We start from the raw sequence: 24,653 nt of genomic DNA on the forward strand, positions 1-24,653 counted from the left end.
CCTCCGGTGCCCGCCGCCCCGCAAAGCCCGCCTTCACTCCGCCTCCCACCTCGGCCAGGACGCCCCCGCCCGAGCACGAGCCTGAGGCGGGCGGAGCGGCCGGGAAGACTCGACCTGCGAAACCCGCGCCGGCCGTGCTGTTTCAGCCGCCCGCCCCCGAACAGGTCCCGCGAGCGGCCGAGGCCACCCCGTCGGCGGCAAGCACCAACCGGCCGGCGGGGACCGCCGGCGACACCGACCCTTCGGTGTCGGGCGTCGACGGGACGGAGTCGCCCGGCGCGGGCGTGGCGGCCGCAACCGCGGCGCCGCGGAGCACCCCGAGGGCTCGGCGCGCCCCCGCCGCACGGAAATCGACCACCGCGGCGGGCGGTGCGCCCGCGAGCGGCGGGGCAACGGCCGACGACACAGTGACGGAGGCCCCGCCGGCCGGACAGGAAGCAGGCGCTCCCTCGCGGGCGGCGACTCCCGCCCCACGGAAGGCCAGGGCGGTGAAGAAGGCCAACCCGGCTGCCGAGGCCACAGGAGCGAAGAAGGCCACGACGGTGAAGAAGGCCACCCCGACCGCGAAGGCCACAGCGGCGAAGGGTGCCGCCCGGAGGGCGGCCAACGCCACGAAACCGAACACCGATCAGGCCGGCGCCAGCGACGGCAAGCACATCCCCGCCCAGGCCGGCACCACCGACACCGAGACCACGGTCGGCACCACCGACCAAGAAACCAGGATCGGGAAGAAGACCACCGCCGGCCGGACGAGCACCACCGGGGCGGCATCAGCGAGGACGCCCATCCCTGCCCCGCAGCGACCGGCGGCGGTTGCGGACGAACAGGCGTCGGGGCGTACGCCGGGGTGGGATCTGGCGGGGATCCGGACCCGGCTGGTGGATCATCCGGGTTTCGCGCCCGAGTTGCTCGCCCTGGCGGCCGTCGAGGGGATCGGACCGCGGGCCCGCGAGTGGGCGCGCGAGCTACGCGAGACGTACCCGGATGCGGATCCGGACGGGTTGGCCCGACTCGCCACCCGGCGGTTCGTCCGGGTGGCGGGGGCGGGTGGGGCGGTCTCGGCGCTGGCCGGCCTGCTCGCGCCGGCGGCCGAACTGGCGGCGGTGCTGTGGAGCCAGGCCGCGCTGGTGCTGCACCTGGCGGCGGCGTACGGCCGGGATCCGGCGGACGCCGAGCGGGCGGTGGAGCTGCTGGTGCTGATCCAGGTGCACCCGGACGTCGACAGCGCGCGGACGGCACTGGCGGCGGCGCGGGCGACGGACAAGCCCGGGCAACGGCCGTGGCCACGCGCGGCGGAGGCGGCCTGGCGGTTGGCGGCGCCGCTGGCCGCGCAGGCCGGCGGCTGGCTGGCTCTGCGGCTGGTGTCGCGGCTGCTGCCGGGGGCGGCGGTACTGGCCACGGCGGCCGGGGACGCGGCGGCGGCCCGGCGGCTGGCGGCGCGGGCGGTAGCCGCCTACCGGCCGGCGGGCCGGCGCGGGCCGGCCGCGTCGAGCCGGTCCGGGGTCATCTCCGCGAGCAGCCGGACGTCGCCAGGCGCGTGAGCGGGCCGAACGCCGCCACACCCGCGAGCGGGCCGGCTCAGAGCCAGCTGAGCCATTCCCTGGGGACCAGGGTGTAGCCGACGAAGGCGACCACGTCGAGCAGGGTGTGCGCGACGATCAACGGCATCACCCGCCGGGTACGCAGGTAGAAGAGGCTGAACACGACACCCATCACCGCGTTGCCGACGAAGGCCCCGAAGCCCTGGTAGAGGTGGTAGGAGGCGCGGAGCAGGGCGCTGGTCGCGATGATCGCGCCGAGCCGCCACTGCATCTGGCGCAGCCGGGTGACCAGGTACCCGACGACGATGACCTCCTCCAGCACGGCGTTCTGCGCGGCGGCGAGGATCAACACCGGGACCGCCCACCACATGTCGGGCAGGCCGGCGGGGACCAGCTTCGCGTTGACGCCGAGCTGCGCGGCCGCCCAGAACAGCGCCAGGCCGGGCAGGCCGATCAGCGCGGCGAGGCCGGCGCCGCGGGCCAGGTCGGCGCCGGGCCGGCGCAGGTCCACCCCGAGGGTACGCACCGGGTCGCCGGGGTCTCGGGCCAGCAGGTGTACGGCGAGCAGCACCGGCAGCAGCGCGAACACGATGCCGAGCAACTGGTACGTCAGGTCCAGCCAGGGTCGGGCCGACTGGGAGGTGTTGAGCGCGGCGGTCTGCTTCGACAGCCCGCCCTCGGCGGTCAGCTTCGCGATGATCGACACCGCGGCGTACACCGCCGACTGACCGAGGGAAAGGCCGAGGACCAGCAGTGTCTCGGTGCCGAGGACCTGGCGGGAGGTCGGACGGGTGAGCTCGTCGACGGTCACCGCACCACTGTGCCCGACGAGCCGGGCCGACCGCACCGGTCGCACAGTCTGTGCGACCGGTAGGAACGCTCCGTGGACATTCTATGCGGGCCCGATCCGCCGTCCGGAGGAGGAGCATCCCGTGCACGACTTCGCGCGCCTGCTGAAGGAGAGTTGGACCCTGGTCGAGGAGAATCGGGAGCGGCTGAGCGGGCACTTCTACGCCCGGCTGTTCCTCCTCGACCCGGAGCTGCGCAAACTCTTTCCGGTGGAGATGACCGGGCAGGGCGACCGGCTGTTGAACGCCATCGTCACCGCGACCCAGGTGGTGGACGATCCGGAGAGCTTCGAGGAGTATCTGCGCTCGCTCGGCCGGGACCACCGCAAGTACCACGTGGACAGGGCGCACTACGAGACGATGGGCGTCGCCCTGCTCGACGCGCTGCGCAGCACCGCCGGTGACAGCTGGAACCTGGAGTACGACCAGGCGTGGCGAGACGCCTACGGCGCGATCGCGGAGAAGATGCTCGCCGGCGCGGCGGCCGACGAGAACCCGCCGTACTGGCATGCCGAGGTGCTCACCCACGAGCGGTACGGGCCGGACACGGCGGTGCTGACCATCCGCGCCCTGCAGGCCCCGCTGATCTGGAAGGCCGGTCAGTACGTCAGCGTGGAGGTGCCGCGGCACCTGCCCCGGGTGTGGCGGACGTACTCGGTGGCGAACGCCCCGAACGACGACAACCTGCTGGAGTTCCACGTGCGTACCCCGGCCGGGGCGGCCGGTTGGGTGTCAGGTGCGCTGGTCCGGCGGACGAAGCCGGGTGACCTGATCCGGGTGGCCGCGCCGATGGGGTCGATGACGCTGGACCGCGACTCGAACCGGGACATCCTCTGCGTGGCCGGCGGGGTCGGGCTGGCCCCGATCAAGGCGCTGGTGGAGGATCTGACGGCCTGGAACCGGACCCGCTGGGTGCACGTCTTCTACGGCGCCCGGAACCGGGACGAACTGTACGGCCTGGCGGGGCTGGCGGACCTGGTGGCCGCTCACCCCTGGTTGTCGGTGACCCCGGCGTGCAGCGAGGACCCGGACTTCGACGGTGAGCAGGGCGACGTCTCCGAGGTGGTGACCCGGTACGGCCCGTGGACGTCGCACGACTGCTACGTCTCCGGCTCGGCTCCGATGGTCCGGGCCACCCTGCGGGCGCTCGCCGAGGACGAGGTCCCGCCCTCGCACATCCGGTACGACACCTTCGGCGCCGGATAGCGACTTTCCTCCCCCCGAAAACCGGGACGCGTGCCCCCGCCCCCTGGGGCACGCGACCCGGTCCCCACACCGGCCCCTGGCGGCGTCCCTCCCGTGCCCCCACGTGGCACGCCGTCAGGGGCCGGTCCCCCGGTACTCCTCGACGGGGACCAGCGGCACGCCGGGTGCCATCCGGTCGGTGTAGAGCCGCCCCTCCAGGTGGTCCACCTCGTGAGCGACCAGGCGGGCCATCCCGTACGCGAACGAGGTGATGACGCGACCGCCGTCCCAGCGTGCGTGTTCGACGTCGATCCGCAACGGTCTGGGCACCAGCCCACGGTGGCCGGCGAAGGAGAGACAGCCCTCGTACTGTTCGTCGCTGTCCGGGCTGGCGTCGATCACCCGGGGGTTGAGCAGGACGACCGGCGCGGCGGACCGGTCGGCGGGGCGGACCACGGCAGCAGCGCCGTCCACGCCGATCTGCGAGGCGGCCAGTCCCATGCCGGCGCTGAACGGTTGCAGTTCCTCGACCCGGTTCAGCAGGGCGATCAGTCGGTCCACCGTCTCCCGGGCAGCGGTGGCTTCCCGGGGCAGGTCGAACGGGCGGGCGGGGCGGCGCAGCAGCTCCGCGTCGCGGGGCAGTACGCCGAGGGCGCGCAGCCGGTCACCGGCCCGCAGGACGACGGCGGCCCGTTCCACGTCGGCCGGTTCGCCCCGGAAGCGCCACTGCAGGCGGTAGCGGGCGTTCAGCGGCGGGTCGTCGATGGACCAGTCGAAGACCGCCCGGTCGGCGCGGTCGTGCCGGCGTACGGGTGTACGCAGTGGGCCCTCGTCGGCGGAGAGGGACGTTTCCACACCCCAGACCCGGGGGTCGAGTGCGGCCGGCAGGTCGAGTCGGACCGCGAGGTGCCGGGTGGGCAGCCGGACGGCGCGTTGGAACCAGAGCCCCCACTTCTCCCGCGCCACCTGGTAGGAGTACTCGATTTCGGCGCGTTCGCCGGGGTGCAGCGGGAAGGGGCCGTCGGCGTTCTCGAAGAGCAGCCAGATCTCCTTGTAGGCGTCTCGGTCGTGCTTGGCCCGCCAGTGCATCGGCTCCCGGTTGCCGCCGTCGTCCCGGTGGGCCCGTAGCCGCAACTCGGCGAAGGTGAGCGGGTGTTCGCGGTGGTGCCGGTTGGAGCGGCCGGGGTCGTCGGGCCAGCGGTCCACGGCGACCCGGACGAGGTGGCGGGTGACCGGTTCGGTGCCGACGTTGTGCAGTTGCCGGCGCACCAGGCAGCGGTAGCCGTCGTCGGTGTGGGTGAGGGTGGCGGTCTCCCGTTCGACGACCAGTCCGGTGCCCGGGGGGAGCCACTGCCCCGACGGTGGCAGCTCGCGGTGGGCGGGGGCGGCCTTGGCCTGACGGAGCTGGTCGTACTCGCGGAAGCGTTGCCAGATGGCGCCGCTGGCGTCGAGGACGGCTTCGGCGCGGCGCGCGAAGTCCTCGGTGGGACGGTGTCGGCACCCCTCCACGTGGCTGACGTATGACGGGTCGAAGCCCATCAGGGTGGCGAGCTGTTTCTTGGAGAGTCCCCGCCCCGTCCGGTGCCGGGCCAGTTCCGCGGCGAAGGACTCGGCAGCCCGCTCCAGGGGAGAGGTCGTCATCAGCTTCCTCACGGCCGGGACGACAAGTCTTCACTTTCGGTGGCTTCCACCGCAGCGAACTGGCACCAAGCCGACATTAATCTTGACATCGGACGAGTTTTCCTCATCGCCGATCGGGTAGTACGCGGAGCCCGGGCCGGTCCGCCGTCAACGCCGCCGACGGAGTGACCCGGGCCTCGCCGCCCAGGCACTGCGAGCCTTCCCAGAACACGAAACCATGGTTAGGCTAACCTTAGCCACGATGATGCTTCGGACCAGGGGGACGGGCCCAGTGACAGCGGTGATGCCGAGGGGAGACCTTGCCACGCCGCTGGCCCCGGTGACCGCCACGCTCCGCGCCATGTTCGGCACCGACGACCTCCCCGGGCTGGCACCGGGCCTGCTGGTCACCGACGAGACCGGGTGGAGCCCGGCCAGCACACTGGTCGACGGCGCCCGGATGCCCGAGTTCCTGGGTGCCGCGGCCCGCCGCTGGGGCGGCACCCCGCACGCGTGCGCGGCGCTGGCCTGGAAGTCCTACAGCTACTGGTTGGCCCTGCCGGTGGTGCTCGGCTGGGCCTCGGCCCGCCGCGTGCCGCTGCTCGAACCGGCCGACGTGCTCATCCACTTCGAGGACCAGCACCAACTGCTCACCATGGGCCTGCGGCGTACCACCCGGGTGGCCGTGCTCCCGCATGATCCGCTGGCGCTGGCCGGCCTTCCCGAGGTGCGGGTGGTCGCCGACGAGGCGGCGCTGCTCCGGGTGCTGCGCGCCGCCCTGCTCGACGCGCACCTGGCCCCGATGATCGCCGCGATCCAGGCGGAGGTCCGGGTGGGCGCCCGTACGCTGCTCGGCTCGGTCGCCTCCGGGATCGCGCACGGGCTCCTGCGCGCGGCGGACGCCCTGCCGGGTTCCTCGGTGCGGGCCGTCGAGACCATGCTGGCCGCGCTCGACCTGGCTGACCTGGTCGAACTGGTGCCGGGCCCGGGCGGCGAGCTGACGGTGCAGCGACGGACCTGCTGCCTGGCCTTCACCCTGCCGAGTCCGAAGGTCTGCCAGGGGTGCTGCGTCCGCTCCGTCTGACCTCTCCGGCCCCACGGTCCCGTTTCCCGGGGCTCCGTCAGTCGATCAGCGGCCGGACGTCCCACAACCACACTCCGCCGGTGAAGGTCGGGGTGATCCCGGTCAGCGCGGTCATCGCGGTACGCAGCTGGTCGGCGTGCGGGTGCGGGCCGAGGACGACCACCCCCGTCCGCCAGTAGCGCAGGTCGGTGAGCGCGGTGGCCCGGTCCCGGGCGGCGATCGGCGGAATCTCCCCGGTCCGCGCGACGTGGCCGAAGAAGTTACTGGTCCGCCGGTACGGGGCGGTGAACAGGGCGGTGTTCGGCTCGGCCGACCACGGGCGGGTGTCGGGGTAGAGGAAGTAGCCCCGGGCCAGCGGCATCTCCAGCCGGGTCCGGGATGACCAGCGCAGCGGCTCGGTGTACGTGTTGTCGGGCAGCGGCAGGGTGACGACGCTGCGCCCACCGGCCACGTACGGCCGCCAGGCGCCGGAGGTGACGAAGGCCGGGACCGGGTCGGGGCGGTAGGCGGGCAGTGGAGTGGGCAGCAGCGGCAGCAACGCCATGGCCAGCACCGTGACCGTGGCGAACCGGAGCGGCCGTCGGGCGGCCGGATGCTCCCGGACCAGCCGGCGGACCCGCTCGGTGCCGAGGGCGAGCAGCACACCGATGATCGGGGTGATCGCCAGCGACCAGCGGGTGGGTACCACCGAGTGCAGCAGCGGCAGGTTCTCCAGCGCCGCCCACGGTCCCGGCACGCCGGTGTTGCGGCCGTTGAGCTGCACCTCCCGGCCGAGTGACAGCACAGCGAAGAGCAGGGTGAGCACGGCCAGGCCGCGTACCAGCGCGCTGCGCCACAGCCAGCCGAACAGGGCGACGGTGAGCACGACCAACGGCCAGCCGAAGAAGGCGTTCTCCTCGGTGGGGTTCCGGGCCAGCGGGCCGACGGTACGGGCGTCGCCGGCCAGCGACTCGCGGGACCAGGCGACGAACGCGGCCAGGTCGGTGCGGTAGCCGCGGATCAACCGGGACAGCCCGTGGTACGAGCCGGGCCCGAAGAGCTGGACGTAGAGCGGGTACGCCAGCAGCACCGCGGCGAACGCGGCGGCGACCCCGAGCCCGGCGAGGAAGGTGCGCCATCGCTGGCGCAGCTCGGGCCGACCGACGGCGAGGGAGACGACCACCACGCCGAGGGCGATCGCGGCCATCAGCAGGATCTCGAGGTTGAGGAACGCCTGCCAGACGACCAGCAGGCCGAGCAGGAGCCCGTTGCGCAGCCAGCGGCCCGGTTCGGCGAGGCGGAGGGTCCGCCAGGCCAGCAGCGGTACGACGAACTGGGCCACGATGTTCGGGTGGGCGTTGGCGTGCGACACCATGGCCGGGGCGAACGCGCAGAAGGCGGCTCCCAGCCAGGCGGGCCCACGGGATCGGGTCACCAGCCGGGAGAGGAAGAAGTACCAGCTCGCGCCGGTGGCGGCCAGCCCCAGGGTGAGGAAGATCAGGAACGACCACTGCGGCCCGAGTCCGACAGTGACCGGCGCCAACGGCAACGAAATGGACAATACCGACGTATTTGCCATTAAATTGACGCCGTCGGGCACGTTCATCCGATCCGAGGCGAACGGGTAGGCGAATTCGGTCAGCACCCGCGCGCCATGCGCCATCATCCACTCGAACTGCGGCTGGTCGGACCGGTTGTCCCGCAGGGCGCTACCGGGCCGCAACCACAGCCGCGCGGTCACCCAGAAGGCCCCCAGCGCGAAGCTCAGCACGGCGGCCACGTCCCACCGCCACCCCTCCCGCCAACCGGCGCCCCCCTTGCCGACCTCGGCGTTCGACACGCCGGACGGCTCAATCCGGCCCGATTCGGGAGTAGTCATGGTATTTCGAAGCGTAGTCGGCCTATGGGGGTGACGTGACAGGTTTCGGGGTACTGCCGTACTATGTGCCGGGTTCGCCGAACGTCGATCACGTACCACCCTCCCGACCACATTTCGGCCATCCACGGTGCCCCGTTTCCTCCGCGCAACATGCGGATGGTTCACTCAGTCGGTCCGGTGCGGATCGAGTCATACCGTGAGGAATCGACGCATGGCAGAAATCACTGGGGATCAGCGCGTCCAGTCAGAGGTACTGGAGGGCCTGGCCACGGCGGTCAACCACCGTCGGTGGTTCGTCGAACTGGCGGTGCCCCACCTCGGTGACGATCCCATCGAAATCGGTAGCGGCCTCGGCGACTACGCGCTGGAGTGGTCCGAGCACGTACCCCGGTTCACCGCCACCGAGGCCGACCCAGACCGGCTGGTGCAGCTCAAGGAGCGCCTGGCCGACAAGCCCACCATCGAGGTACGGCAGATGCTGCTGCCACACCCCGGGGGCGGCGACCACAGCGCCGCCGTGTCGTACAACGTGCTGGAGCACATCGAGGACCACGTCGGCGCGCTGCGCAGCATGCGCGACCTGGTCCGGCCGGGCGGCAAGGTGATCATCATCGTGCCGGCGTTCCAGTTCGCCATGAGCCCGGCCGACATCGCCACCGGCCACGTGCGCCGCTACACGAAGAAGACCCTGGCCGCGGCGATGACCGAGGCGGGCCTGACGGTAGAGACCATCCACTACGCCAACGCACTCGGCCTCATCGGCTACTTCATGGCCACCAAGGTCTTCCGGCTGATGCCGAAGGAGGGCCCGATGGTCAAGGTCTACGACACCCTGGTGCTGCCCGCCACCAAGGCGGTCGAGCAGCGGGTACGCCCACCGTTCGGCCAGTCGGTCTTCGCCGTCGCCCGGGTGCCGGGCTGAGGTCCCCGCGACGGGGCCCCCGACGAGACGGAGGCCCCGTCCCGGTCACTGCTGGACCTGGTACGTCGGGCGGATGACCGCCCGGGCCAGGGTGTGGAAGGCCAGGTTGAAGCCGACGTAGGCCGGGCTGGCGTCCGGGCCGACGTTCAGTCGCTCCACGTCCACCGCGTGCACCGCGAAGACGTACCGGTGCGGGCGGTCGCCGGCCGGCGGGGCGGCGCCACCGTAGCCGGTCTCGCCGTAGTCGTTGCGGACACTGAACGCACCGCCCAGGTCGGCCTCCTTCACCCCGGTCGGCAGCTCGGTCACCGACAGGGGCACGTCAACCAGCACCCAGTGCCAGAAACCGCTGCCGGTGGGCGCGTCCGGGTCGAAGCAGGTCACCACGAAACTCTGCGTACCGTCCGGGAAGTCAGACCAGGTCAGGTGCGGTGAGACGTTCTCGCCACCGGCGCTGTCGTGCGCGTACCGCGCGTCCATCGGCTCACCGTTGCGCACGTCGTCGCTGGTCAGCGTGAAGGACGGGACGGTCGGCAGCAACTCGTACGGGTCCGGGGCGATCGGTCGTTCCAAACTCATCGAGGATCCTTCCGGTCGGCGTGATCTCCTTCGCCCTTCTTACCCCTCAGGAACCGTCGGCTGCACCGAAAGCACGCCGTGTCCGGGCCGCGATGACGTACTCCCGGTTGCGGACGATCAGCAAGGCGGAGGGTGTGGGATTCGAACCCACGAGGACGTTGCCGCCCTACCGGTTTTCAAGACCAGCGCCATCGGCCACTAGGCGAACCCTCCCGGACCGTCACCCGCGGGCGTACGGTCGGTGCCTAGTTTGCCACGCGCGGGTTCCGGCCGCGCGCAGGTACCACCCCCCACTGAACGGGTGGCGCTGCGGCCGGGCCCGGCCACCACTGCGGCAACCCATCGTTTCGGTCCACAGTGGCTGCTCACACGCCCAGGCGGAATCCCGGGCCGGACGTGGCGGGGGCGCTGGATCGGGTAAGACTGGGCCATGCGCGCGATGACGATCCCGGAACCTGGTGGACCCGAGGCACTGGTCTGGGCGGAGGTGCCCGATCCGGAGCCCGGTCCCGGCGAGGTGGTGATGGCGGTACGCGCCAGCGCGGTGAACCGGGCCGACCTGCTCCAGCGGCAGGGCCACTACCCGCCGCCGCCGGGCGCTCCCGCGTACCCCGGTCTGGAGTGCTCCGGCGTGGTCGCCGCGCTCGGCCCGGGGGTGACCGGCTGGCAGGTCGGGCAGCAGGTCTGCGCGCTGCTGGCCGGCGGCGGGTACGCCGAGCGGGTGGCCGTGCCGGCCGGGCAACTGTTGCCGGTGCCGGTCGGGGTCGACCTGGTGGACGCGGCGGCGCTGCCGGAGGTGGCCTGCACGGTCTGGTCGAACGTGGTACGCCTGGCCGGGCTGGGCAAGGGCGAGACGCTGCTGGTGCACGGCGGAGGTAGCGGGATCGGCACGTTCGCGATCCAACTCGGCACCGCGCTCGGCGCGACCGTGGTGGTGACTGCCCGCGCGGCGAAGCACGAGCGGCTGCGTGAGTTGGGCGCCGCGCACACCGTCGACTACCGGGAGCAGGATTTCGTCGAGGAGGTTCGGCGGGTCACCGACGGCCGGGGCGCGGACGTCATCCTCGACATCATGGGCGCCTCCTACCTGGGGCGGAACGTGGCGGCGCTGGCCGACGGCGGGCGGCTGGTGGTGATCGGGTTGCAGGGCGGCCGGAAGGCCGAGTTGGACCTGGCCGCCCTGCTGGCGAAGCGGGCGTCGGTGTCGGCCACCGCGCTGCGCTCGCGCCCGGCCGACGACAAGGCGGAGATCGTACGCGGGGTGCGTGAGCAGGTCTGGCCGCTGGTGGAGTCGGGCACGATCCGGGCGGTCGTGGACCGGCGGCTGTCGATGACGGACGCGCCCGAAGCACACCGGCTGATGGAGTCGAGCGACCACCTGGGCAAGATCCTGCTCACCCTCCCCTGACCACCCGCCTGAGGCGGGTGGTCAGGCGGACGGGCGGGGGAGGACGAGGCGGGCGCCGGGGCCCTCGCCGGCGAGCGAGTCGTCGGGATTGTTGAGCTTGCAGCGCTGCAACGACAGGCAACCGCAGCCGATGCAGCTGTCTAGGTCGTCGCGGAGTTTGCCGAGCAGCCGGATCTTCTCATCGAGCCGCTCCCGCCACGCCTGGGAGAGCGCGGTCCAGTCGTCCGGGGTGGGGGTCCGGGCGGCGGGCAGCGAGTCGAGCGCCTCGCGGATCTCCTCCAGCGGGATGCCGACCTGCTGGGAGATCCGTACGAACGCCACCCGGCGCAGTTCGGTACGGGCGTACCGGCGCTGGTTGCCGCCGGTACGCTCGGCGCGGATCAGGCCGAGCCGTTCGTAGTAGCGCAGGGCCGACGGGGCCACCCCGCTGCGGTCGGCGAGTTGTCCAATGGTGAGTGATTCGTGCATCAGTCGCCTTGAGTTGAAGTGAGCTTTAAGTTGCAGGCTAGCGGCATGACGCTCACCACCGCCACCGCCACGCCGGGCCCACCCGTGCCCGGCCCGGTTGACGCGCCACTGGAACGGCTCCGCGCCGGCCGCGACTTCGGCCCGAACGTGTACTCCACCATCGACGTGCTCTGGGTGCTCTACGACCGGATCCTGCGGATCACCCCGCAGAGCGTGAACGACCCGGACCGGGACCGTTTCCTGCTCTCCAAGGGACACGCCGTCGCCGGATACTACGCCGTCCTCGCCGCCAAGGGCTTCCTTCCCGACGACTGGCTGGACGACCAGGGCGGACCGGACAGTCCTCTCGGCGACCACCCCGACCGGCTGCTCGTCCCCGGCGTGGAGATCGGCTCCGGTTCCCTCGGCCATGGTCTCGGGCTGGGCGTCGGCACCGCGCTCGGGCTACGGGCCCAGGGGCGCACCACCCCACGGGTGTACGTGCTGCTCGGCGACGCCGAACTCGACGAGGGCTCCAACCATGAGGCGATCGCGTACGCCGGCGCGACCGGGCTGGCCAACCTGACCGTGATCGTGCTGGACAACCGCTCCGCCAGCCACGGCTGGCCCGGCGGGGCGGCCAGCCGGTTCACCGTCAACGGGTGGACCGCCGCCACCGTCGACGGGCGCGACCACGATGCCCTGCACACCGCCCTCACCGGGCACGACGGGCGCCGGCCGCACCTGGTCGTCGCGGTCGTCACCGACCGGGGCCGGCCGTGATGCGGGAAGCTTTCGTCGACACCGCCACCCGGTTCCTGGACGACCCACGGACCACGATCGTGCTGGCCGACATCTCCGCCGCCGCGTTCGCCCCGGCGGCCGCGCGGTACCCGGACCGGGTGCTGAACGTCGGCATCCGGGAACAGTTGATGATCGGGGTGGCCGGCGGGCTCGCGCTGACCGGCCAGCGACCGATCGTGCACAGCTACGCCCCGTTCCTGGTGGAGCGGACGTACGAGCAGATCAAGCTGGACCTCGACCACCAGGGCGTCGGAGCGGTGCTGGTCAGCATCGGGGCGTCGTACGACCGGGCGGCGGCGGGCCGTACCCACCTGTCCCCCGCCGACGTCAGCCTGATCGACACCCTGCACGGCTGGACGGTGCACGTGCCGGGACACCCGGACGAGGTACCCGAGTTGCTGCGGCGTGCGGTGTGTGGGCAGGGCTCGGCGTACCTGCGGCTGTCGACGCAGGTCAACACCCGGGCCTACGCCGGGGACGGGGAGCTGGTGGTGGTCCGCGACGCCGGGGCGGGCGCGGCGCTGCTGGTGGCGGTCGGCCCGGTGCTGGACGCCGCGCTGGCGGCGGTGGCCGACCGACCGGTGACGGTGGCCTACACCCATCGCCCGCGTCCGTTCGACACCGCCGGTCTGCGAGCGTTGGCCGGCACCGAGGTGATCCTGGTGGAGCCCTACCTGGCCGGTACGTCCACCCGGGTCGTGTCCGCGGCGCTGGCCGACCGGCCGCACCGGCTGCTCAGTCTCGGCGTGGGCCGGGCGGAGCTGCGCCGCTACGGCTCGCCCGAGGACCACCAGCGTTGGCACGGGCTGGACCCGGCCGGGCTACGCCGGTCGGTGGACGGGTTCCTGCAGTCAGCGAGCTGAGCCGGCGGGACGGCGGCGGGTGCGCTCCCGGCCGAGAATCCAGAGCGCCTCGACGCCGTCCTTCCAGGTGATCTTCTTGCCCTCCTCGCGACCACGGGCCCGGTAGCTGATCGGCACCTCGTAGGGGCGGATCCGCCGGCGCAGCAGCTTGCCGGTCACCTCCGCCTCCATGCCGAAACCACGGGACCGGATGTCGAGCGACCGGTAGAGCTCCACCGGCATCAGCTTGAAGCAGGTCTCCAGATCGCCGATGTAGGAGTTGAACAGGATGTTGGCGGCCATCGTCACGCCCTTGTTGCCCATCACGTACCAGAAGCTGTAGGCGCTGTGGCTGCCGAAGGTCCGGTTGCCGTAGACCACCGTGGCCCGGCCGTCGAGGACCGGGTCGAGCAGGCGCGGAATGTCCTGCGGGTCGTACTCCAGGTCGGCGTCGAGGATGACCATGTACTCGCCCGAGGCGTTGCCGACCGCCGTCCTGATCGCCGCGCCCTTGCCCGAGTTGCGCTGGTGGGTGATCACCCGCAACCGTGCGTCGTCGGCCCGACCGAGGATCTCACCGGTGCCGTCCCGGCTGCCGTCGTCGACCACCAGCAGCTCGATCTCGCACGGGTAGTCGACCGCCAACGCCTGTTTGAGGGCGTCCGCGATGCGTTCTTCCTCGTTGTAGACCGGCATGAGGATCGAGAGCTTCACGGGGATCGTCTCCACGGTGGGCACAGTGAGTCCGGCATAGCCTAGCCTGGCAGATCAGGCCGGACAGACCCCGCCGCCAGGGCCGTCCCGCAGGCGCCCATTCAGGCGGATGGTGTTTACTTCCGCCCATGTCGGCAGCCGGCTTCCTGGTCGTGGTGGCGTCCGCCGCCGCGTTCGTCGTGCTCATCTCGGTCCTGCGTCCCCGCCACGAGGACGTGGTGGGGTCGTTGCGGCTGGCTGTCGTCCGAGCGGCGCTGGTGACCGGCGGCTACGCCGTACTCACCGTGGAGCTGCTCGGCGCGGTGGACGCGCTGACCACGCCGGCCGTCGCGGTGGCGTGGCTGCTCTTCCTGACCGGTGCCGTGCTGGCGCGTCGGCGGACCCGCCGGTCCGCCCGCCGATCCCGCGCGACGGTCGCCGCGGGCCGCAGGGCGCTGGTGGGCGCGGCCGTTTCCGGCAGCGCCGGGGGCGTGGTGGCGGAAGGCGCGCCGGCCGGACCCGCCGGCGACCCGGGCCGGACGGCCCTGCGCGGCGGGGTCGCAGGTGGGATGGCCCTTGTGCGCGACGGCGTCGCGACGGTGATGGCCGGCGCCCGCGCCCGGCTGGCCCACTTCCGGGATACGGCGAGCCGCGGCGAGCGGCTGCTGGCCGGCACGGTCGTCGGGTTGGTGCTGGTGGAACTGCTCGTCGCGCTGCTCGCCGAGCCGAACAACTACGACTCGCAGACCTACCACCTGCCGAAGGTGGAGCACTGGGTGGCGCAGGGAAGCCTCGACTTCTGGCCGACCGCGATCCACCGCCAGGTGACCATCCCGCCCGGCGCCGAGTACCTGCTGCTGCACCTGCGGCTGCTCACCGGCGGGGACGCGCTGCACAACCTGGTGCAGTGGGCGGCCGGGATCGGTTGCCTGGTGGCGGCCACCCGAGTGGTGGGCCAGCTCGGCGGCGGACGGCGGGCCCAGCTGCTCACCGCCTTCCTGATCGCCACCACGCCGATGGTGGTACTCCAGGCCACCAGCACCCAGACCGACCTGGTGGCCGCCGCCTGGGCGGCGTGCGCGGGGACGCTGGCCCTGGACGGATTGCACCGGCGGGCCGACCGGGCCGAGCTGCTGGCCCTCGGTGCGGCCACCGGGCTGACCGCGCTCACCAAGACCAGCGGGCTGATCGTGGTCGGCCCGCTGCTGGTGCTCTGGGGCGTCGCCCAGCTGCGGCTGGCGTTCCGCGCCGCGCGGCCCGGTGTCGGGGTGGCTCGCACCGTGGCCGGATCCCTGCTGGTGCTGCTGGTCGCGGCGACGCTGGTGGGCCCGTTCCTGGCCCGGGTGACCGCCGAGTTCGGCCACCCGCTCGGACCGCCCCGACTGCGCGAGTCCATCCCGATGGAACGGCACGATCCCGCTGCGATCCTGGTCAACGCGCTGCGGATCGGGCACACCGCGTTCGACACCCCGCTCGGGCCGCTACGCGACGGCACCGCCGGGACAATCATGCAGGGTGCCCGGGCGATCGGCGTCGACCCGCAGGACCGGGACATCACCTTCGGCCGCGAGACCTTTCCGGTGCCCGCCTGGTACCCGGACGAGGACCGGGTGTCCTTCCCGCTGGCCGGCTCGCTGGCGCTGCTCGGGGCGGTGTTCGCGCTGACCCGCCCGGCCCGGATCAGCCCGGAGCGTGCCGGGGCGCTGCGCGCGTACGCGACCGTGGTGGTGGTCGCCGTCCTGCTGCACACCTCGATGATCAAGTGGCAGACCTGGGGTAACCGGCTGCTGCTGTATGCGCTGGTGGCGGCGGTGCCACTGGCCGGGCTCTGGCTGGACGCGATGTTCCGGCGGCGGCCCGCCGCCGCGCGACGCCCGGTGGCGGTGTCGCTGGCGGTGACCGTGCTGGCCACTTCCGCCCTGGCCGGCGTGCTGAGCCTGTCGTACGGCTTCCCCCGCCGGCTGGTCGGTGCCGGCTCGGTCTTCACCACCTCCGAGTGGGACACCCGGTTCCTGCGCCGCCCGCAGTGGACCGACGAGTTCCGCTGGGCCGCCACGGCGGTGCGGGCCAGTGGGGCGCGGCGAATCGGGCTGGTGCAGCAGAACGACAACTGGGAGTACCCCTGGTGGCTGCTGCTGCGCGACAGTGACGGCCGGCCGCCGCAGCTGGTGGCGTTGCAGTCGGTTCTGCCCGACCGGCCTCCGGCCGACCCGATGTCGGTCGACGCGATCGTCTGCACCGGCAGCGCCACGGCCTGCCGGAAGCTGGTCCCGGCGGGCTGGCGGACCGAGTTCCGCGACTACGTCGGCTACGCCGTACCGCCCCACCGCTGACCCACCGCGTCGCCGCGCGGTCGACCGGACGCGATGTGCGGCATGCGGGGGGTGTCCGTCGGTCCGGAACCCCGGGCTGGCGCAAGCCGAGCCGGTTGCGACAGTCAGCGGGCCGGTACGCGACGCGGACCCGACGCGACGGCGGACGCCGCGGTGACGGTGGCGACGACCCGTTCGGTGGTCGGGCGCAGTCGGGTACGGAAGGCATGGTGGAGCAGGGTGTCGAGGTGCCACACCTGCTTCGGGTGCGGCGTGTGGATGACGAACCGCTCGCGTACGCCGTCGATCGCGGTGGCGGCCAGCATGACCGACTGGCTACGCGGGTCCGGGCTCCAGGTGACGTTGCTCAGCTCGCGCAGCTCGGTGTTGAGGTGCAGGCGGAGTCGGTGCCAGACCCGGGTCTGCTGGGTGACCACCAGACGCCGGTGGGTGAGCAGGAGCAGGTATTCGCCGGTGGCCGCCCGGTCGGGACGGCTGCATCGGGCGACTAGGATGGTGGCGTCGCCCGAGCCCACGCACTGCCGGAAGACCGGCATGTGTCGGCTCACCGTCTGGACCGCCAGCCCCGTCTGCGCGGCGGCCGGCAGGAACGTTCGCGAGAAGACGTCCATGCCCTGACCAACGAGGCGTGAGCGGAGCGTGACGTGGGTCACTGTCGACTTTCTGGAAGTTCCACGTCACCCGTCGCACCGTCGGTGCGACATCCGCCCAGGTCAGCGAAGGGCCTGGGCCACCCGTGACCACAACGCCCGCGCCCACGGGCGGACCGACGACACCGTCGCCGACCGGTACCGGGTCGTCGGCAGCTCCACGTCCAGGTAGTTGCTGTCGATGTTGATTTTGACGCCGCCCCAGGTCTCGTGGTGGTCGCCCCGATACTGCTTCATCCGCCGCTTCGGCACCCAGTGGGCCGACGGGATCTTCGGATCGGTGGTGGTCTGCACACCGTCCCAGTTGGCGAAGTCCAGCAGATCCGGCCGGACGTGCCCGACCCGGGAGTACGCGGCCACATGATCGGCCAGCCCGGCGGAGGCCACGTCGGTGTAGAGGCCGGACAGGTAGTCGTGGTCGTGCAGCCGCGCCGTCCAGGCGCTGCTGAACTCCAACACCGCGGTCGAGCAGGCGGCGTTGCCCGCGGGGTAGCGCTCCATGTCCAGAATGATCGTGCTGCGGGCGGCGAGGCCGAGTTCGCGGGCCTTCGCCGCCGCGTCGTCGGCCGCCGCTCGGCCCTGGGCCGCCGCGCTGGCCGGGTCGATCCGCCGCTCGTACTTGGAGCAGGGCGCCTGGAGGCCGACGTAGAGCGGGAAGAACCGCCAACCCTTGGCCTGCTGCTTCGCCACCCAGCTCCGGGTCAGGTTAGCCTGCTTGCAGCCCCGGTTGACCCCGCCGATGTAGATGCCGAGCGCCCGGTACGGCGACGTCAACCACGCCGTCATGGCCGCGTCCGAGGGCGCGGCGCAGGTGTCGAAGCCGAGCCCGGTGAAGGTGCCCGGGTGCGGTCCGGTGTAGCCGGCGGCCCGCGCCGAACCGGCCGTGCCGCTGACCGGCGTCGTGGCGAGCAGCATCCCGGCCACGGCGGCGGTGAGCATCCGGCGGGCGGCCCGGCGCAGGCCCGGCACGGCAGAGCTGGTCGTCAAGGCTTCCCCGTTCTGAGCGGTCCTCCGACGGCGGAGCGGACATGGACCAGGCTCGACGCCGACCCGGAAGATCCTGCCGAACGGATGCCGCTCTGTCCACCCCGTGGCCGTCCACGGCGGACGCCGAACAGACGGCCGGCGCAGAGGCGAGGACGGCCGGGCGAACGACGAGCCGGCCGGTCAGACCGGCAGCGGGGCGAACAGCTCACCGAGCCAGCCGGGCACCGCCTCGGCGTACTCGGCCCGCGCCGGGTCGGCGGTGTCCAACGCCCGCCGCCAGGACAGCGCACGGCTGACCGTGGTCACCCGCATCGCCAGCCCGGCCGCCTCCCGCAGGACCGTCCGGTCGTACCGGTCGGTCCACGCTTCCAGGTACGCGTCCCGCAACCGCAGCAGCGCCGGGTCGCCCGGAGCCAACTTCTGGACGTGTCCCACCGAATTGAGCGTCACCAGCAGGGTGCCGAGCGGGTGTGCCACCGAGGCGTCCCCCCAGTCGAAGAAGCGGTACCCGTCGTCGGCGACGAAGACGTTGCCGTCGTGCAGGTCGTCGTGCTGGATGCTGGCCGGCATCCCGACCTCGGCGAGCCGACGGCACAGCCGGGCGAACTCCGCCCGGTACGCCCGCAGCCGCTCGTACGTACCGGCGTCGAGGCCGGCCGACGTGCCGAGCAGCAGCGCGTCGGTGTCGTCGAGCAACGCCGTGAACAACCCTGGCAGTCGTTCCGGCCGGTGGTCGGGCAGTCCGTCGGCGAGCAGCTCGTCCACGTGCGGCGCGACGGTCGCCTGGAGTGCCGCGTACCCGGGCAGCAGTCGCTCCCAGTGCGTCAGGTCCTGACTTCCGGCCAGGGTCTCCCGCAGGCTGGGGCCGCCGTCCGGCAGCAGTGTCCAGCCCCGCTGCGGGTCCACGGCGATCGGCTCCAGCACCCGCCCGGGTGCGAGCCGGGCCAACGCCGCCAGCAGGGCCGCCTCGTGCCGGGTGCCCGGGTTGTTGGCCTTGAACCAGGCGTCACCTGCGTCGGTGGGCACCCGCCAGACCAGCGACCAGGGGCGGACGCGCGGCACGACCGGGCCGGTGACCCGACGACCGTGCCGGCCGAGAGAGTCGGCGACCCAGGCGAGGGCGTTCTCCTGCCATCGCGGGTCCGTCCAGTCGGGAGCGGAAGGAGTTGTCACGCCGGCAGGCTAGGCGCGGTCGACCGAAGACGGCCAGCGAATTCAGAGCAGCTCGACGACGGTGGCGTTGGCCATGCCGCCGCCCTCGCACATGGTCTGCAAGCCGTACCGGATGCCGTTGTCCCGCATGTGCTGGAGCATGGTGGTCATGATGCGGGCGCCGCTGGCCCCGAGCGGGTGACCGAGGGCGATCGCGCCGCCGCGCGGGTTGAGCCGCTCCGGGTCGGCCTCGGTCTCCGCCAGCCAGGCGAGCGGGACCGGGGCGAACGCCTCGTTCACCTCGTACACGCCGATCTCCTCGATGCCCAGCCCCGCCCGGCGCAGCGCCCTGGCGGTGGCTGGAATCGGTGCGGTGAGCATGGTGACCGGGTCGTCGGCGGCGACCACGGCGGTGTGCACGCGGGCCAGCGGTCGCAGCCCGTGCCGGCTGGCCCACTCGCTGGTGGTGACGGCGAGGGCGGCAGCCCCGTCGGAGATCTGCGAGGCCGAGCCGGCGGTGACCACCCCGTCGGCGCGGAACGGGGTGGCCAGCTCGGCGAGCGCCGCCAACGAGGTGTCCCGCCGGATGCCCTCGTCGGCGGCGAGCGTGCCACCGTCGGGAAGCGGCACCGGGGCCAGCTCCGGGTCGAACGCCCCGGCGTCCTGCGCGGCGGCGGCCTTCTCGTGGCTGGCCAGGGCGAACTCGTCGAGCTGGGTACGGGAGAAGTGCCAGCGGGCGGCGATCAGCTCAGCACCGACTCCCTGGTGGAACGGGACCGGCTGGTCGTGGGCGAACCCCTCGACCCCGCGGTAGCGGGCGCGGACGCGGTCGCTGAACGGGCTGCCTCCGACGGCGTTGGCGCCCATCGGCACCCGGGTCATCGACTCGACGCCGCCGGCCACCACCAGGTCGGCCTGGCCGGACGCCACGGCGGCGGCGGCGAAGTGCAGTGCCTGCTGGCTGGAGCCGCACTGTCGGTCCAGGGTGGTGCCGGGAACCGACTCGGGCCAGCCGGCGGCCAGTACGGCGGTGCGGCCGATGTTCCAGCACTGCTCGCCGACCTGGGAGACGCAGCCCCAGACCACGTCGTCGACCTGGGCGGGGTCGATGCCGGTGCGCTCGGCGAGGGCCCGCAGCACGTGCGCCGAGAGGTCGGCCGGGTGCACGCCGGCCAGGCTGCCGTTGCGCCGTCCGACGGGGGTGCGTACCGCGCCCACGATGACCGCGTCACTCATCACTACTCCCCGGTAACCTCGCCCTGCCGTCGATCGTACGCCCTGCCGGGGCCAGGTGTCCGCCGCCGGACTGGCATGCTGGGAGCGTGCCGTTCCCATCGTCCCCAGCCCACCGGTGGCGGGTGCCGCCGGCCCTGCCGGTGGTGAAGCTGGTCGGCGCGGTCGCGCTCACCGCGCTCGGCCTGGTCCTCTCCGGCGGCGACCCGGTCGCTCTGGTGCTCGCCCTCGTCGTGGCCGCCGGATTGACCGGCTGGGCGGCGCGGGACCTGCTCCTGCCGGTCCGGCTCACCGCCGACGCGGACGGTGTCACCGTGATCGAGGGCTTCGCCGGTCGGCGGCGGCTACCGTGGGCCTCGATCGAGGCGATCGGCGTGGCGCGGCGCAGCCGGTTCGGGCTGACCGCCGAGACCCTGGAGATCGACGCCGGGGACTCGCTGCACCTGTTCGGCCGGTACGACCTGGACGCCCCGCCCGACGAGGTGGCCGAGACGCTGCGCGCGGCCCGGCCGGACTGAGCCGGCGACGCCCCGGGCGAAGCGGCGCGACGAGGCCGGGCCGGCTCAGCCGAGCAGCGCCGCCGTCCGCACCAGCGCCAGGCCGAACAGCAGTACCAGGATGACCCCGGCGCCGCCGGCCTGGAAGACCGACCGGCGCGTCCGAGGCGCGTACGCCAGCACCCAGGCCATCGCGGCACCGGTGAGCAGGCCACCGATGTGCCCGGGGATGGAGATGTTCGGCACGGTGAACGTGAAGATCAGGTTGATCACCAGGATCGGCAGGATCGCCGAGGTGTCCCGGCCGAGCCGGCGCATCAGCACGAACACGGCGGCGAAGAGGCCGAAGATCGCGGTCGAGGCGCCGGCCGACGCGGTGTTGGGGGCGCTGAACACGTACGCCGCGACGTTGCCGCCGAGACCGGCGATCAGGTAGAGGGCGAGGAAGCGCAGCGGCCCGAGCAGGGCCTCCAGGTCCCGCCCCAGCACCCAGAGCGCCCACATGTTCAGCAGCAGGTGCACCAGGCCGTAGTGCAGGAACATCGCGGTGACCAGCCGGTACCACTCGCCCGCGGCGACCCCGTGCATCGGCCCGAAGTTGACGGACGGCAGGTAGCCGATCACCGAGCCCCACTGGGTCAGCGGAGTGCCGCCGCCGAGCAGGCCGCCCAGGCCGGCGCCGCCGACCATCGCGTCGCCACCCCGGTCGCTGGCGATGGAGAGCACCATCACCAGCAGGTTCAGCGCGATCAGGGTCCGGGTGACGAGGCCGCGACGGCCGGCCGTACCGCCACCGAAGGCGGTACGTGCCGGCCGTACGCTGCGGCGGCCCTCGTTCACGCACTCCGGGCACTGGTGGCCGACGGAGGCGTCCCGCATGCAGTCCGGGCAGATCGATCGGTCGCAGCGGGTGCACCGGATGTACGTCTCCCGGTCGGGATGGCGGTAGCAGACCGGCGTGGTCGGCATCGACCCGCCGGTGGCGTCGCCGGCCGGCCCGGGGCGTTCAGTCATGCGTGCAAAGGTACCTCGCGCCGGCCCTCAGGCCTTGTGCTCGATCTCGACCCGCTCGATCACCACGTCCTGCAGCGGCCGGTCGTTGGGGCCGGTCGGGGTGCTCGCGATGCTGTCCACCACCTTCGCCGACTGCTCGTCGGCGACCTGACCGAAGATGGTGTGCCGGTTGTTCAGATGCGGCGTCGGCGCGACCGTGATGAAGAACTGCGAGCCGTTCGTGCCCGGCCCGGCGTTCGCCATGGCCAGCAGGTACGGCCGGTCGAAGCGCAGCTCCGGGTGGAACTCGTCACCGAACTTGTAACCCGGGCCGCCCCGGCCGGTGCCGGTGGGGTCACCCATCTGGATCATGAAACCGCTGATCACGCGGTGCGAGATGGTCCCGTCGTAGTACGGGCCGCTGCCCGGCTGACCGGTGCGCGGATCGACGTATTCCTTGTTGCCCTCGGCCAGGTCCACGAAGTTGCGGACCGTCTTCGGGGCGTGGTTGGGGAAGAGCTCCAGCCGGATCGGGCCGGCGTTGGTGTGCAGGGTGGCGTAGACAGCCTCGGCCACGGGTACTCCTCACTCGTCGGTCAGTTCCATGCGGATCCTCCCATGTGCCCGATCTGGCAGTGCGGAGGCATCCGAAGGTGGAGGATGACGAAGGAACAACTCCCAGGAGGTGGGACCGTGTTTGGAATCGGGCGGCGCAAGACCCAGGGGCAGCTCGCGAGGGTCGAGCTCAACCAGAGCATCGGTCACCTGAAGCAGGCCGCGGCGCACGCGGCGAAGGGTGCCGGCGCCACGGTCGGCCCGCGGGTCCGGGCGGCCCGGGGCACCGTCGCGCCGACCGCCGTCATGGTGCGGGACAAGGCGTCCAGCGGTGTCGGGTCGACGATGGCCGCGCTGGCCCCGCTGGCCCTGGCCGTCCGCAGCGCGCAGGCCGGAGCGGCGGGCCGGCTCGTCACCGGCAAGAAGGTCGCCGCGGCCAAGCAGGACGCGCTGACCCGCAAGGCGAAGGCCAGGAACCTCAAGAAGCGGAAGAAGTCGCGGGGCGGCATGATGACCGGCCTGCTGGCCGCCGGCGCGGTCGCCGGCGTGGCCGGCGCGATGGCCCTGCGCCGTCGCCGCGAGCAGCAGGAGTGGGCCGAGTACGACCCCACCCGCACCGCCGATCCGATCAGCGACGAGGTCGACACCCTGGTGGTGGAGACGCCCACCGCCACCGGCGCCCCGGTGACCGACGCGTCGACGATGTCGAGCTCCGCCGGCACGGCCGGTGGCCCGACCGGCGCGGGCAGTTCGGCGGTGGCCGGCGGGGACAGCGCCTCGACCACCACCCCGGGTGCCCAGCCGAAGGTGCACCCCAACGACAGGGTGCCGTCGGTCGCCGAAGGCGCCACGGATGTCTCCGGCCGCCCGGCGGACGACGTGTCCACGGCGCTCGGCAAGGGCACGGCCCGGTCCGGCAGCCGTCACTGACTTGACGGGTGTCGCCGGTGGCGCGGGGTGTCTCCCGCGCCACCGGCGTTTCCGGCCCGGGTCGCCGCCCGCAGTCAGAGCCAGCCGTTGCGGCGGAACCAGCGGTACAACGAGATCGAGACGGCCAGCATGATGGCCAGTACGCCCGGATAGCCGTACGTCCATCGCAACTCGGGCATGTTGTCGAAGTTCATTCCGTAGATGCCGGCGAACGCGGTCCACACCGCGGCGATGGCCGCCCATGCGGCGATCTTGCGCATGTCGTTGTTCTGGTCGACGGTGACCTGCGCCAGCCGGGCCTGAAGGATCGAGTTCAGCAGGTCGTCGTAGGCGTTGACCTGCTCGACGGTACGACTGAGGTGGTCCTGCACGTCGCGGAAGTAGCGCCGCACCTCCGCCGGCACCTCCCGGTTGATCTCGTCGACCAGGGTGAGCAGCGGTCGTTGCAACGGCACCACCGCCCGCTTGAACTCCACCAGTTCCCGCTTCATCTGGTAGATCCGCTGGATCCGCCCGCTGCCCTGCGGGGCGAAGACGTCGGCCTCCAGCACGTCGAGGTCGTCCTCCAGCCGGTCGGCGACCTCCAGGTAGTGGTCGACCACCCGGTCGGTGATCGCGTACGCCACGGCCCACCTGCCGTGCCGCAGCAGCTCCCGCTTGGCCTCCAGGTCGGCGCGGACCGGCGCGAGCCGGCAGGCGTCGCCGTGCCGGACGCTGATCAGGAAGTCCGGTCCGATGAAGAGCATCACCTGGCCGGTCTCCACCACCTCGGAGTTCTCGGTCAGCTCGGTGTGCTCGCAGTAGCGCGCGGTCCGCAGCACCAGGAAGCTGACCTCCCCGAAGCGCTCCAGCTTGGGGCGCTGCTGCGCCTTGACCGCGTCCTCCACCGCGAGCTCGTGCAGGCCGTACGTCTCGGCGATGGCGGTCATCTCGGACAGGTCCGGCTCGTGCAGTCCCAGCCAGACGAACGCGTCGCGTTCCCGGCGGGCGGCTTCCCGCGCCTCGGCGTAGTGCCACTGGCCGGGCTGTCGTTCCCCACCGATGTAAAGGGCGCAGTCGACCACCCCGCTGCGGCCCGGCCCGGCCGGTTCTGGCGTACGTGGGGTGCCGTCCGCGTTGAGGATGCGGGACATGGCCCGGACGGGTGCCGCCCAGGCGCGCGGGCTGAGCACCCGACCGGTGTGCTGGGTCGACCGCTCCCGCTGGCTGCGATCCGTCACGGCGCCCTCCTCCCCCACGGTGTGCGGCTTGCAGGGTACGCCGCCGGACCAGTCGCGGCCGGGCGGCCGCCAGCAGTGACCGATGTCACCGCGTGTCCTCGCCGGTCGGGTCCGACCTGGCTTGGAGACGGGTGTCGGTGCGCCGCCCGACGGGTGGGTCGGGCCGTGGTCAGGGGGTGAGGGACGGCCCGACCCACCCGCGCCTCGGCGGGAGGGCGGGGTGATGCCGTGGGACGGCGTCGTGGGCGGCGTCCCACGGAGCAGACCGGGGA

General features: G+C 72.6%; 23 protein-coding genes and 1 tRNA gene. 10 read left to right on the forward strand and 14 right to left on the reverse strand.

Translation table 11 applies throughout. From position 1 onward, the window contains the following. Positions 1-488: 488 nt before the first annotated feature. A complete protein-coding gene (locus tag E1166_RS17755) occupies positions 489-1,541 on the forward strand; it encodes a hypothetical protein (RefSeq protein ID WP_243710405.1) in 1,053 nt (350 codons plus the stop codon). A gap of 37 nt (positions 1,542-1,578) precedes the next feature. Here E1166_RS17755 and E1166_RS17760 read toward each other — a convergent pair whose 3' ends face one another. Then, positions 1,579-2,352 (reverse strand): CPBP family intramembrane glutamic endopeptidase, encoded by a 774-nt coding sequence (locus E1166_RS17760; protein WP_132269652.1) that lies wholly within the window; start codon positions 2,350-2,352, stop codon positions 1,579-1,581. A 121-nt stretch (positions 2,353-2,473) separates the two neighbouring features. Between E1166_RS17760 and E1166_RS17765 the strand changes: the two genes are divergently transcribed. Beyond that, positions 2,474-3,595 carry a globin domain-containing protein gene (locus tag E1166_RS17765; RefSeq protein WP_132340284.1) on the forward strand — a complete coding sequence of 374 codons (1,122 nt, stop codon included), beginning with the start codon at positions 2,474-2,476 and terminating at the stop codon, positions 3,593-3,595. 114 nt (positions 3,596-3,709) lie between these two features. Here the strand turns inward: E1166_RS17765 and E1166_RS17770 are convergent, their stop codons facing one another. Further along, positions 3,710-5,215, reverse strand: coding sequence for a peptide deformylase (locus tag E1166_RS17770; protein ID WP_132340286.1), 1,506 nt, complete (start codon positions 5,213-5,215; stop codon positions 3,710-3,712). Positions 5,216-5,498: 283 nt separating this feature from the next. Here E1166_RS17770 and E1166_RS17775 point away from each other — a divergent pair, with 283 nt between their 5' ends. Further along, the gene (locus E1166_RS17775) at positions 5,499-6,278 is read left to right on the forward strand and encodes an IucA/IucC family C-terminal-domain containing protein (RefSeq protein WP_132340288.1); all 780 of its coding nucleotides are present in this window, start codon (positions 5,499-5,501) and stop codon (positions 6,276-6,278) included. A 37-nt stretch (positions 6,279-6,315) separates the two neighbouring features. Here E1166_RS17775 and E1166_RS17780 read toward each other — a convergent pair whose 3' ends face one another. Further along, positions 6,316-8,136 carry a hypothetical protein gene (locus E1166_RS17780; protein WP_243710406.1) on the reverse strand — a complete coding sequence of 607 codons (1,821 nt, stop codon included), beginning with the start codon at positions 8,134-8,136 and terminating at the stop codon, positions 6,316-6,318. Between the two features lie 211 nt (positions 8,137-8,347). On the opposite strand from E1166_RS17780, the gene E1166_RS17785 reads away from it, so the two are divergent. Continuing rightward, positions 8,348-9,058 (forward strand): class I SAM-dependent methyltransferase, encoded by a 711-nt coding sequence (locus E1166_RS17785; RefSeq protein WP_132269663.1) that lies wholly within the window; start codon positions 8,348-8,350, stop codon positions 9,056-9,058. 45 nt (positions 9,059-9,103) lie between these two features. Here the strand turns inward: E1166_RS17785 and E1166_RS17790 are convergent, their stop codons facing one another. Next, positions 9,104-9,637, reverse strand: coding sequence for a YbhB/YbcL family Raf kinase inhibitor-like protein (locus E1166_RS17790; RefSeq protein WP_132340290.1), 534 nt, complete (start codon positions 9,635-9,637; stop codon positions 9,104-9,106). Positions 9,638-9,763: 126 nt separating this feature from the next. Then, positions 9,764-9,850 (reverse strand) — tRNA-Ser (locus tag E1166_RS17795). 217 nt (positions 9,851-10,067) lie between these two features. Here E1166_RS17795 and E1166_RS17800 point away from each other — a divergent pair. Beyond that, positions 10,068-11,045 carry an NAD(P)H-quinone oxidoreductase gene (locus tag E1166_RS17800; protein ID WP_132340292.1) on the forward strand — a complete coding sequence of 326 codons (978 nt, stop codon included), beginning with the start codon at positions 10,068-10,070 and terminating at the stop codon, positions 11,043-11,045. Between the two features lie 21 nt (positions 11,046-11,066). Here E1166_RS17800 and soxR read toward each other — a convergent pair whose 3' ends face one another. Next, complete coding sequence (gene soxR, locus E1166_RS17805) at positions 11,067-11,513, reverse strand: redox-sensitive transcriptional activator SoxR (RefSeq protein ID WP_132340294.1); 447 nt, start codon at positions 11,511-11,513, stop codon at positions 11,067-11,069. An 18-nt stretch (positions 11,514-11,531) separates the two neighbouring features. Here soxR and E1166_RS17810 point away from each other — a divergent pair, with 18 nt between their 5' ends. Both E1166_RS17810 and E1166_RS17815 read left to right on the forward strand, forming a co-directional pair. Next, positions 11,532-12,275 carry a transketolase gene (locus tag E1166_RS17810; protein ID WP_243710407.1) on the forward strand — a complete coding sequence of 248 codons (744 nt, stop codon included), beginning with the start codon at positions 11,532-11,534 and terminating at the stop codon, positions 12,273-12,275. Further along, the gene (locus E1166_RS17815) at positions 12,275-13,159 is read left to right on the forward strand and encodes a transketolase (protein WP_132340298.1); all 885 of its coding nucleotides are present in this window, start codon (positions 12,275-12,277) and stop codon (positions 13,157-13,159) included. Before E1166_RS17810 ends, E1166_RS17815 begins: the two co-directional genes overlap by 1 nt. Here the strand turns inward: E1166_RS17815 and E1166_RS17820 are convergent. Next, the gene (locus E1166_RS17820; protein ID WP_132340314.1) at positions 13,148-13,852 is read right to left on the reverse strand and encodes a glycosyltransferase family 2 protein; all 705 of its coding nucleotides are present in this window, start codon (positions 13,850-13,852) and stop codon (positions 13,148-13,150) included. The two genes, E1166_RS17815 and E1166_RS17820, sit on opposite strands and share 12 nt — an antisense overlap. Before the next feature lie 128 nt (positions 13,853-13,980). On the opposite strand from E1166_RS17820, the gene E1166_RS17825 reads away from it, so the two are divergent. Further along, positions 13,981-16,164 carry a DUF2142 domain-containing protein gene (locus tag E1166_RS17825; protein ID WP_132340300.1) on the forward strand — a complete coding sequence of 728 codons (2,184 nt, stop codon included), beginning with the start codon at positions 13,981-13,983 and terminating at the stop codon, positions 16,162-16,164. Between the two features lie 104 nt (positions 16,165-16,268). Here the strand turns inward: E1166_RS17825 and E1166_RS17830 are convergent, their stop codons facing one another. From E1166_RS17830 to E1166_RS17845, 4 genes are all read right to left on the reverse strand, one after another. Next, positions 16,269-16,775, reverse strand: coding sequence for a hypothetical protein (locus tag E1166_RS17830; RefSeq protein ID WP_132340302.1), 507 nt, complete (start codon positions 16,773-16,775; stop codon positions 16,269-16,271). A 102-nt stretch (positions 16,776-16,877) separates the two neighbouring features. Next, entirely contained in the window at positions 16,878-17,801 is a 924-nt protein-coding gene (locus E1166_RS17835; protein ID WP_132340304.1) for a DUF1906 domain-containing protein, read from the reverse strand. Between the two features lie 180 nt (positions 17,802-17,981). Continuing rightward, a complete protein-coding gene (locus E1166_RS17840) occupies positions 17,982-18,974 on the reverse strand; it encodes a phosphotransferase (RefSeq protein ID WP_132340306.1) in 993 nt (330 codons plus the stop codon). Between the two features lie 42 nt (positions 18,975-19,016). Then, entirely contained in the window at positions 19,017-20,189 is a 1,173-nt protein-coding gene (locus tag E1166_RS17845; RefSeq protein WP_132262311.1) for an acetyl-CoA C-acyltransferase, read from the reverse strand. Positions 20,190-20,275: 86 nt separating this feature from the next. On the opposite strand from E1166_RS17845, the gene E1166_RS17850 reads away from it, so the two are divergent. Next, positions 20,276-20,704: a PH domain-containing protein gene (locus E1166_RS17850; RefSeq protein ID WP_243710408.1), complete on the forward strand. Its 429-nt coding sequence runs from the start codon at positions 20,276-20,278 to the stop codon at positions 20,702-20,704. A 45-nt stretch (positions 20,705-20,749) separates the two neighbouring features. Here E1166_RS17850 and E1166_RS17855 read toward each other — a convergent pair whose 3' ends face one another. Then, a complete protein-coding gene (locus E1166_RS17855; protein WP_132340318.1) occupies positions 20,750-21,652 on the reverse strand; it encodes a rhomboid family intramembrane serine protease in 903 nt (300 codons plus the stop codon). Between the two features lie 72 nt (positions 21,653-21,724). Continuing rightward, complete coding sequence (locus tag E1166_RS17860) at positions 21,725-22,252, reverse strand: peptidylprolyl isomerase (RefSeq protein ID WP_132262313.1); 528 nt, start codon at positions 22,250-22,252, stop codon at positions 21,725-21,727. 84 nt (positions 22,253-22,336) lie between these two features. Here E1166_RS17860 and E1166_RS17865 point away from each other — a divergent pair, with 84 nt between their 5' ends. Further along, positions 22,337-23,161, forward strand: coding sequence for a hypothetical protein (locus E1166_RS17865; protein WP_132340308.1), 825 nt, complete (start codon positions 22,337-22,339; stop codon positions 23,159-23,161). A gap of 74 nt (positions 23,162-23,235) precedes the next feature. Here the strand turns inward: E1166_RS17865 and corA are convergent, their stop codons facing one another. Then, a complete protein-coding gene (gene corA / locus E1166_RS17870; RefSeq protein WP_207914313.1) occupies positions 23,236-24,294 on the reverse strand; it encodes a magnesium/cobalt transporter CorA in 1,059 nt (352 codons plus the stop codon). Positions 24,295-24,653: the final 359 nt, after the last annotated feature.

The sequence above is a fragment of the Micromonospora sp. KC213 genome, from assembly GCF_004348325.1.
Classification (GTDB): Bacteria; Actinomycetota; Actinomycetes; order Mycobacteriales; family Micromonosporaceae; genus Micromonospora.

Excerpts from the sequence above, each read along its gene's own strand:
- E1166_RS17770 (WP_132340286.1), bottom strand. The coding sequence starts at position 5,215 with ATGACGACCTCTCCCCTGGAGCGGGCTGCCGAGTCCTTCGCCGCGGAA.
- E1166_RS17775 (WP_132340288.1), top strand. The coding sequence starts at position 5,499 with ATGCCGAGGGGAGACCTTGCCACGCCGCTGGCCCCGGTGACCGCCACG.
- E1166_RS17780 (WP_243710406.1), bottom strand. The coding sequence starts at position 8,136 with ATGACTACTCCCGAATCGGGCCGGATTGAGCCGTCCGGCGTGTCGAAC.
- E1166_RS17785 (WP_132269663.1), top strand. The coding sequence starts at position 8,348 with ATGGCAGAAATCACTGGGGATCAGCGCGTCCAGTCAGAGGTACTGGAG.
- E1166_RS17790 (WP_132340290.1), bottom strand. The coding sequence starts at position 9,637 with ATGAGTTTGGAACGACCGATCGCCCCGGACCCGTACGAGTTGCTGCCG.
- E1166_RS17800 (WP_132340292.1), top strand. The coding sequence starts at position 10,068 with ATGCGCGCGATGACGATCCCGGAACCTGGTGGACCCGAGGCACTGGTC.
- soxR (WP_132340294.1), bottom strand. The coding sequence starts at position 11,513 with ATGCACGAATCACTCACCATTGGACAACTCGCCGACCGCAGCGGGGTG.
- E1166_RS17815 (WP_132340298.1), top strand. The coding sequence starts at position 12,275 with ATGCGGGAAGCTTTCGTCGACACCGCCACCCGGTTCCTGGACGACCCA.
- E1166_RS17825 (WP_132340300.1), top strand. The coding sequence starts at position 13,981 with ATGTCGGCAGCCGGCTTCCTGGTCGTGGTGGCGTCCGCCGCCGCGTTC.
- E1166_RS17830 (WP_132340302.1), bottom strand. The coding sequence starts at position 16,775 with ATGGACGTCTTCTCGCGAACGTTCCTGCCGGCCGCCGCGCAGACGGGG.
- E1166_RS17845 (WP_132262311.1), bottom strand. The coding sequence starts at position 20,189 with ATGAGTGACGCGGTCATCGTGGGCGCGGTACGCACCCCCGTCGGACGG.
- E1166_RS17855 (WP_132340318.1), bottom strand. The coding sequence starts at position 21,652 with ATGCCGACCACGCCGGTCTGCTACCGCCATCCCGACCGGGAGACGTAC.
- E1166_RS17865 (WP_132340308.1), top strand. The coding sequence starts at position 22,337 with ATGACGAAGGAACAACTCCCAGGAGGTGGGACCGTGTTTGGAATCGGG.
- corA (WP_207914313.1), bottom strand. The coding sequence starts at position 24,294 with ATGTCCCGCATCCTCAACGCGGACGGCACCCCACGTACGCCAGAACCG.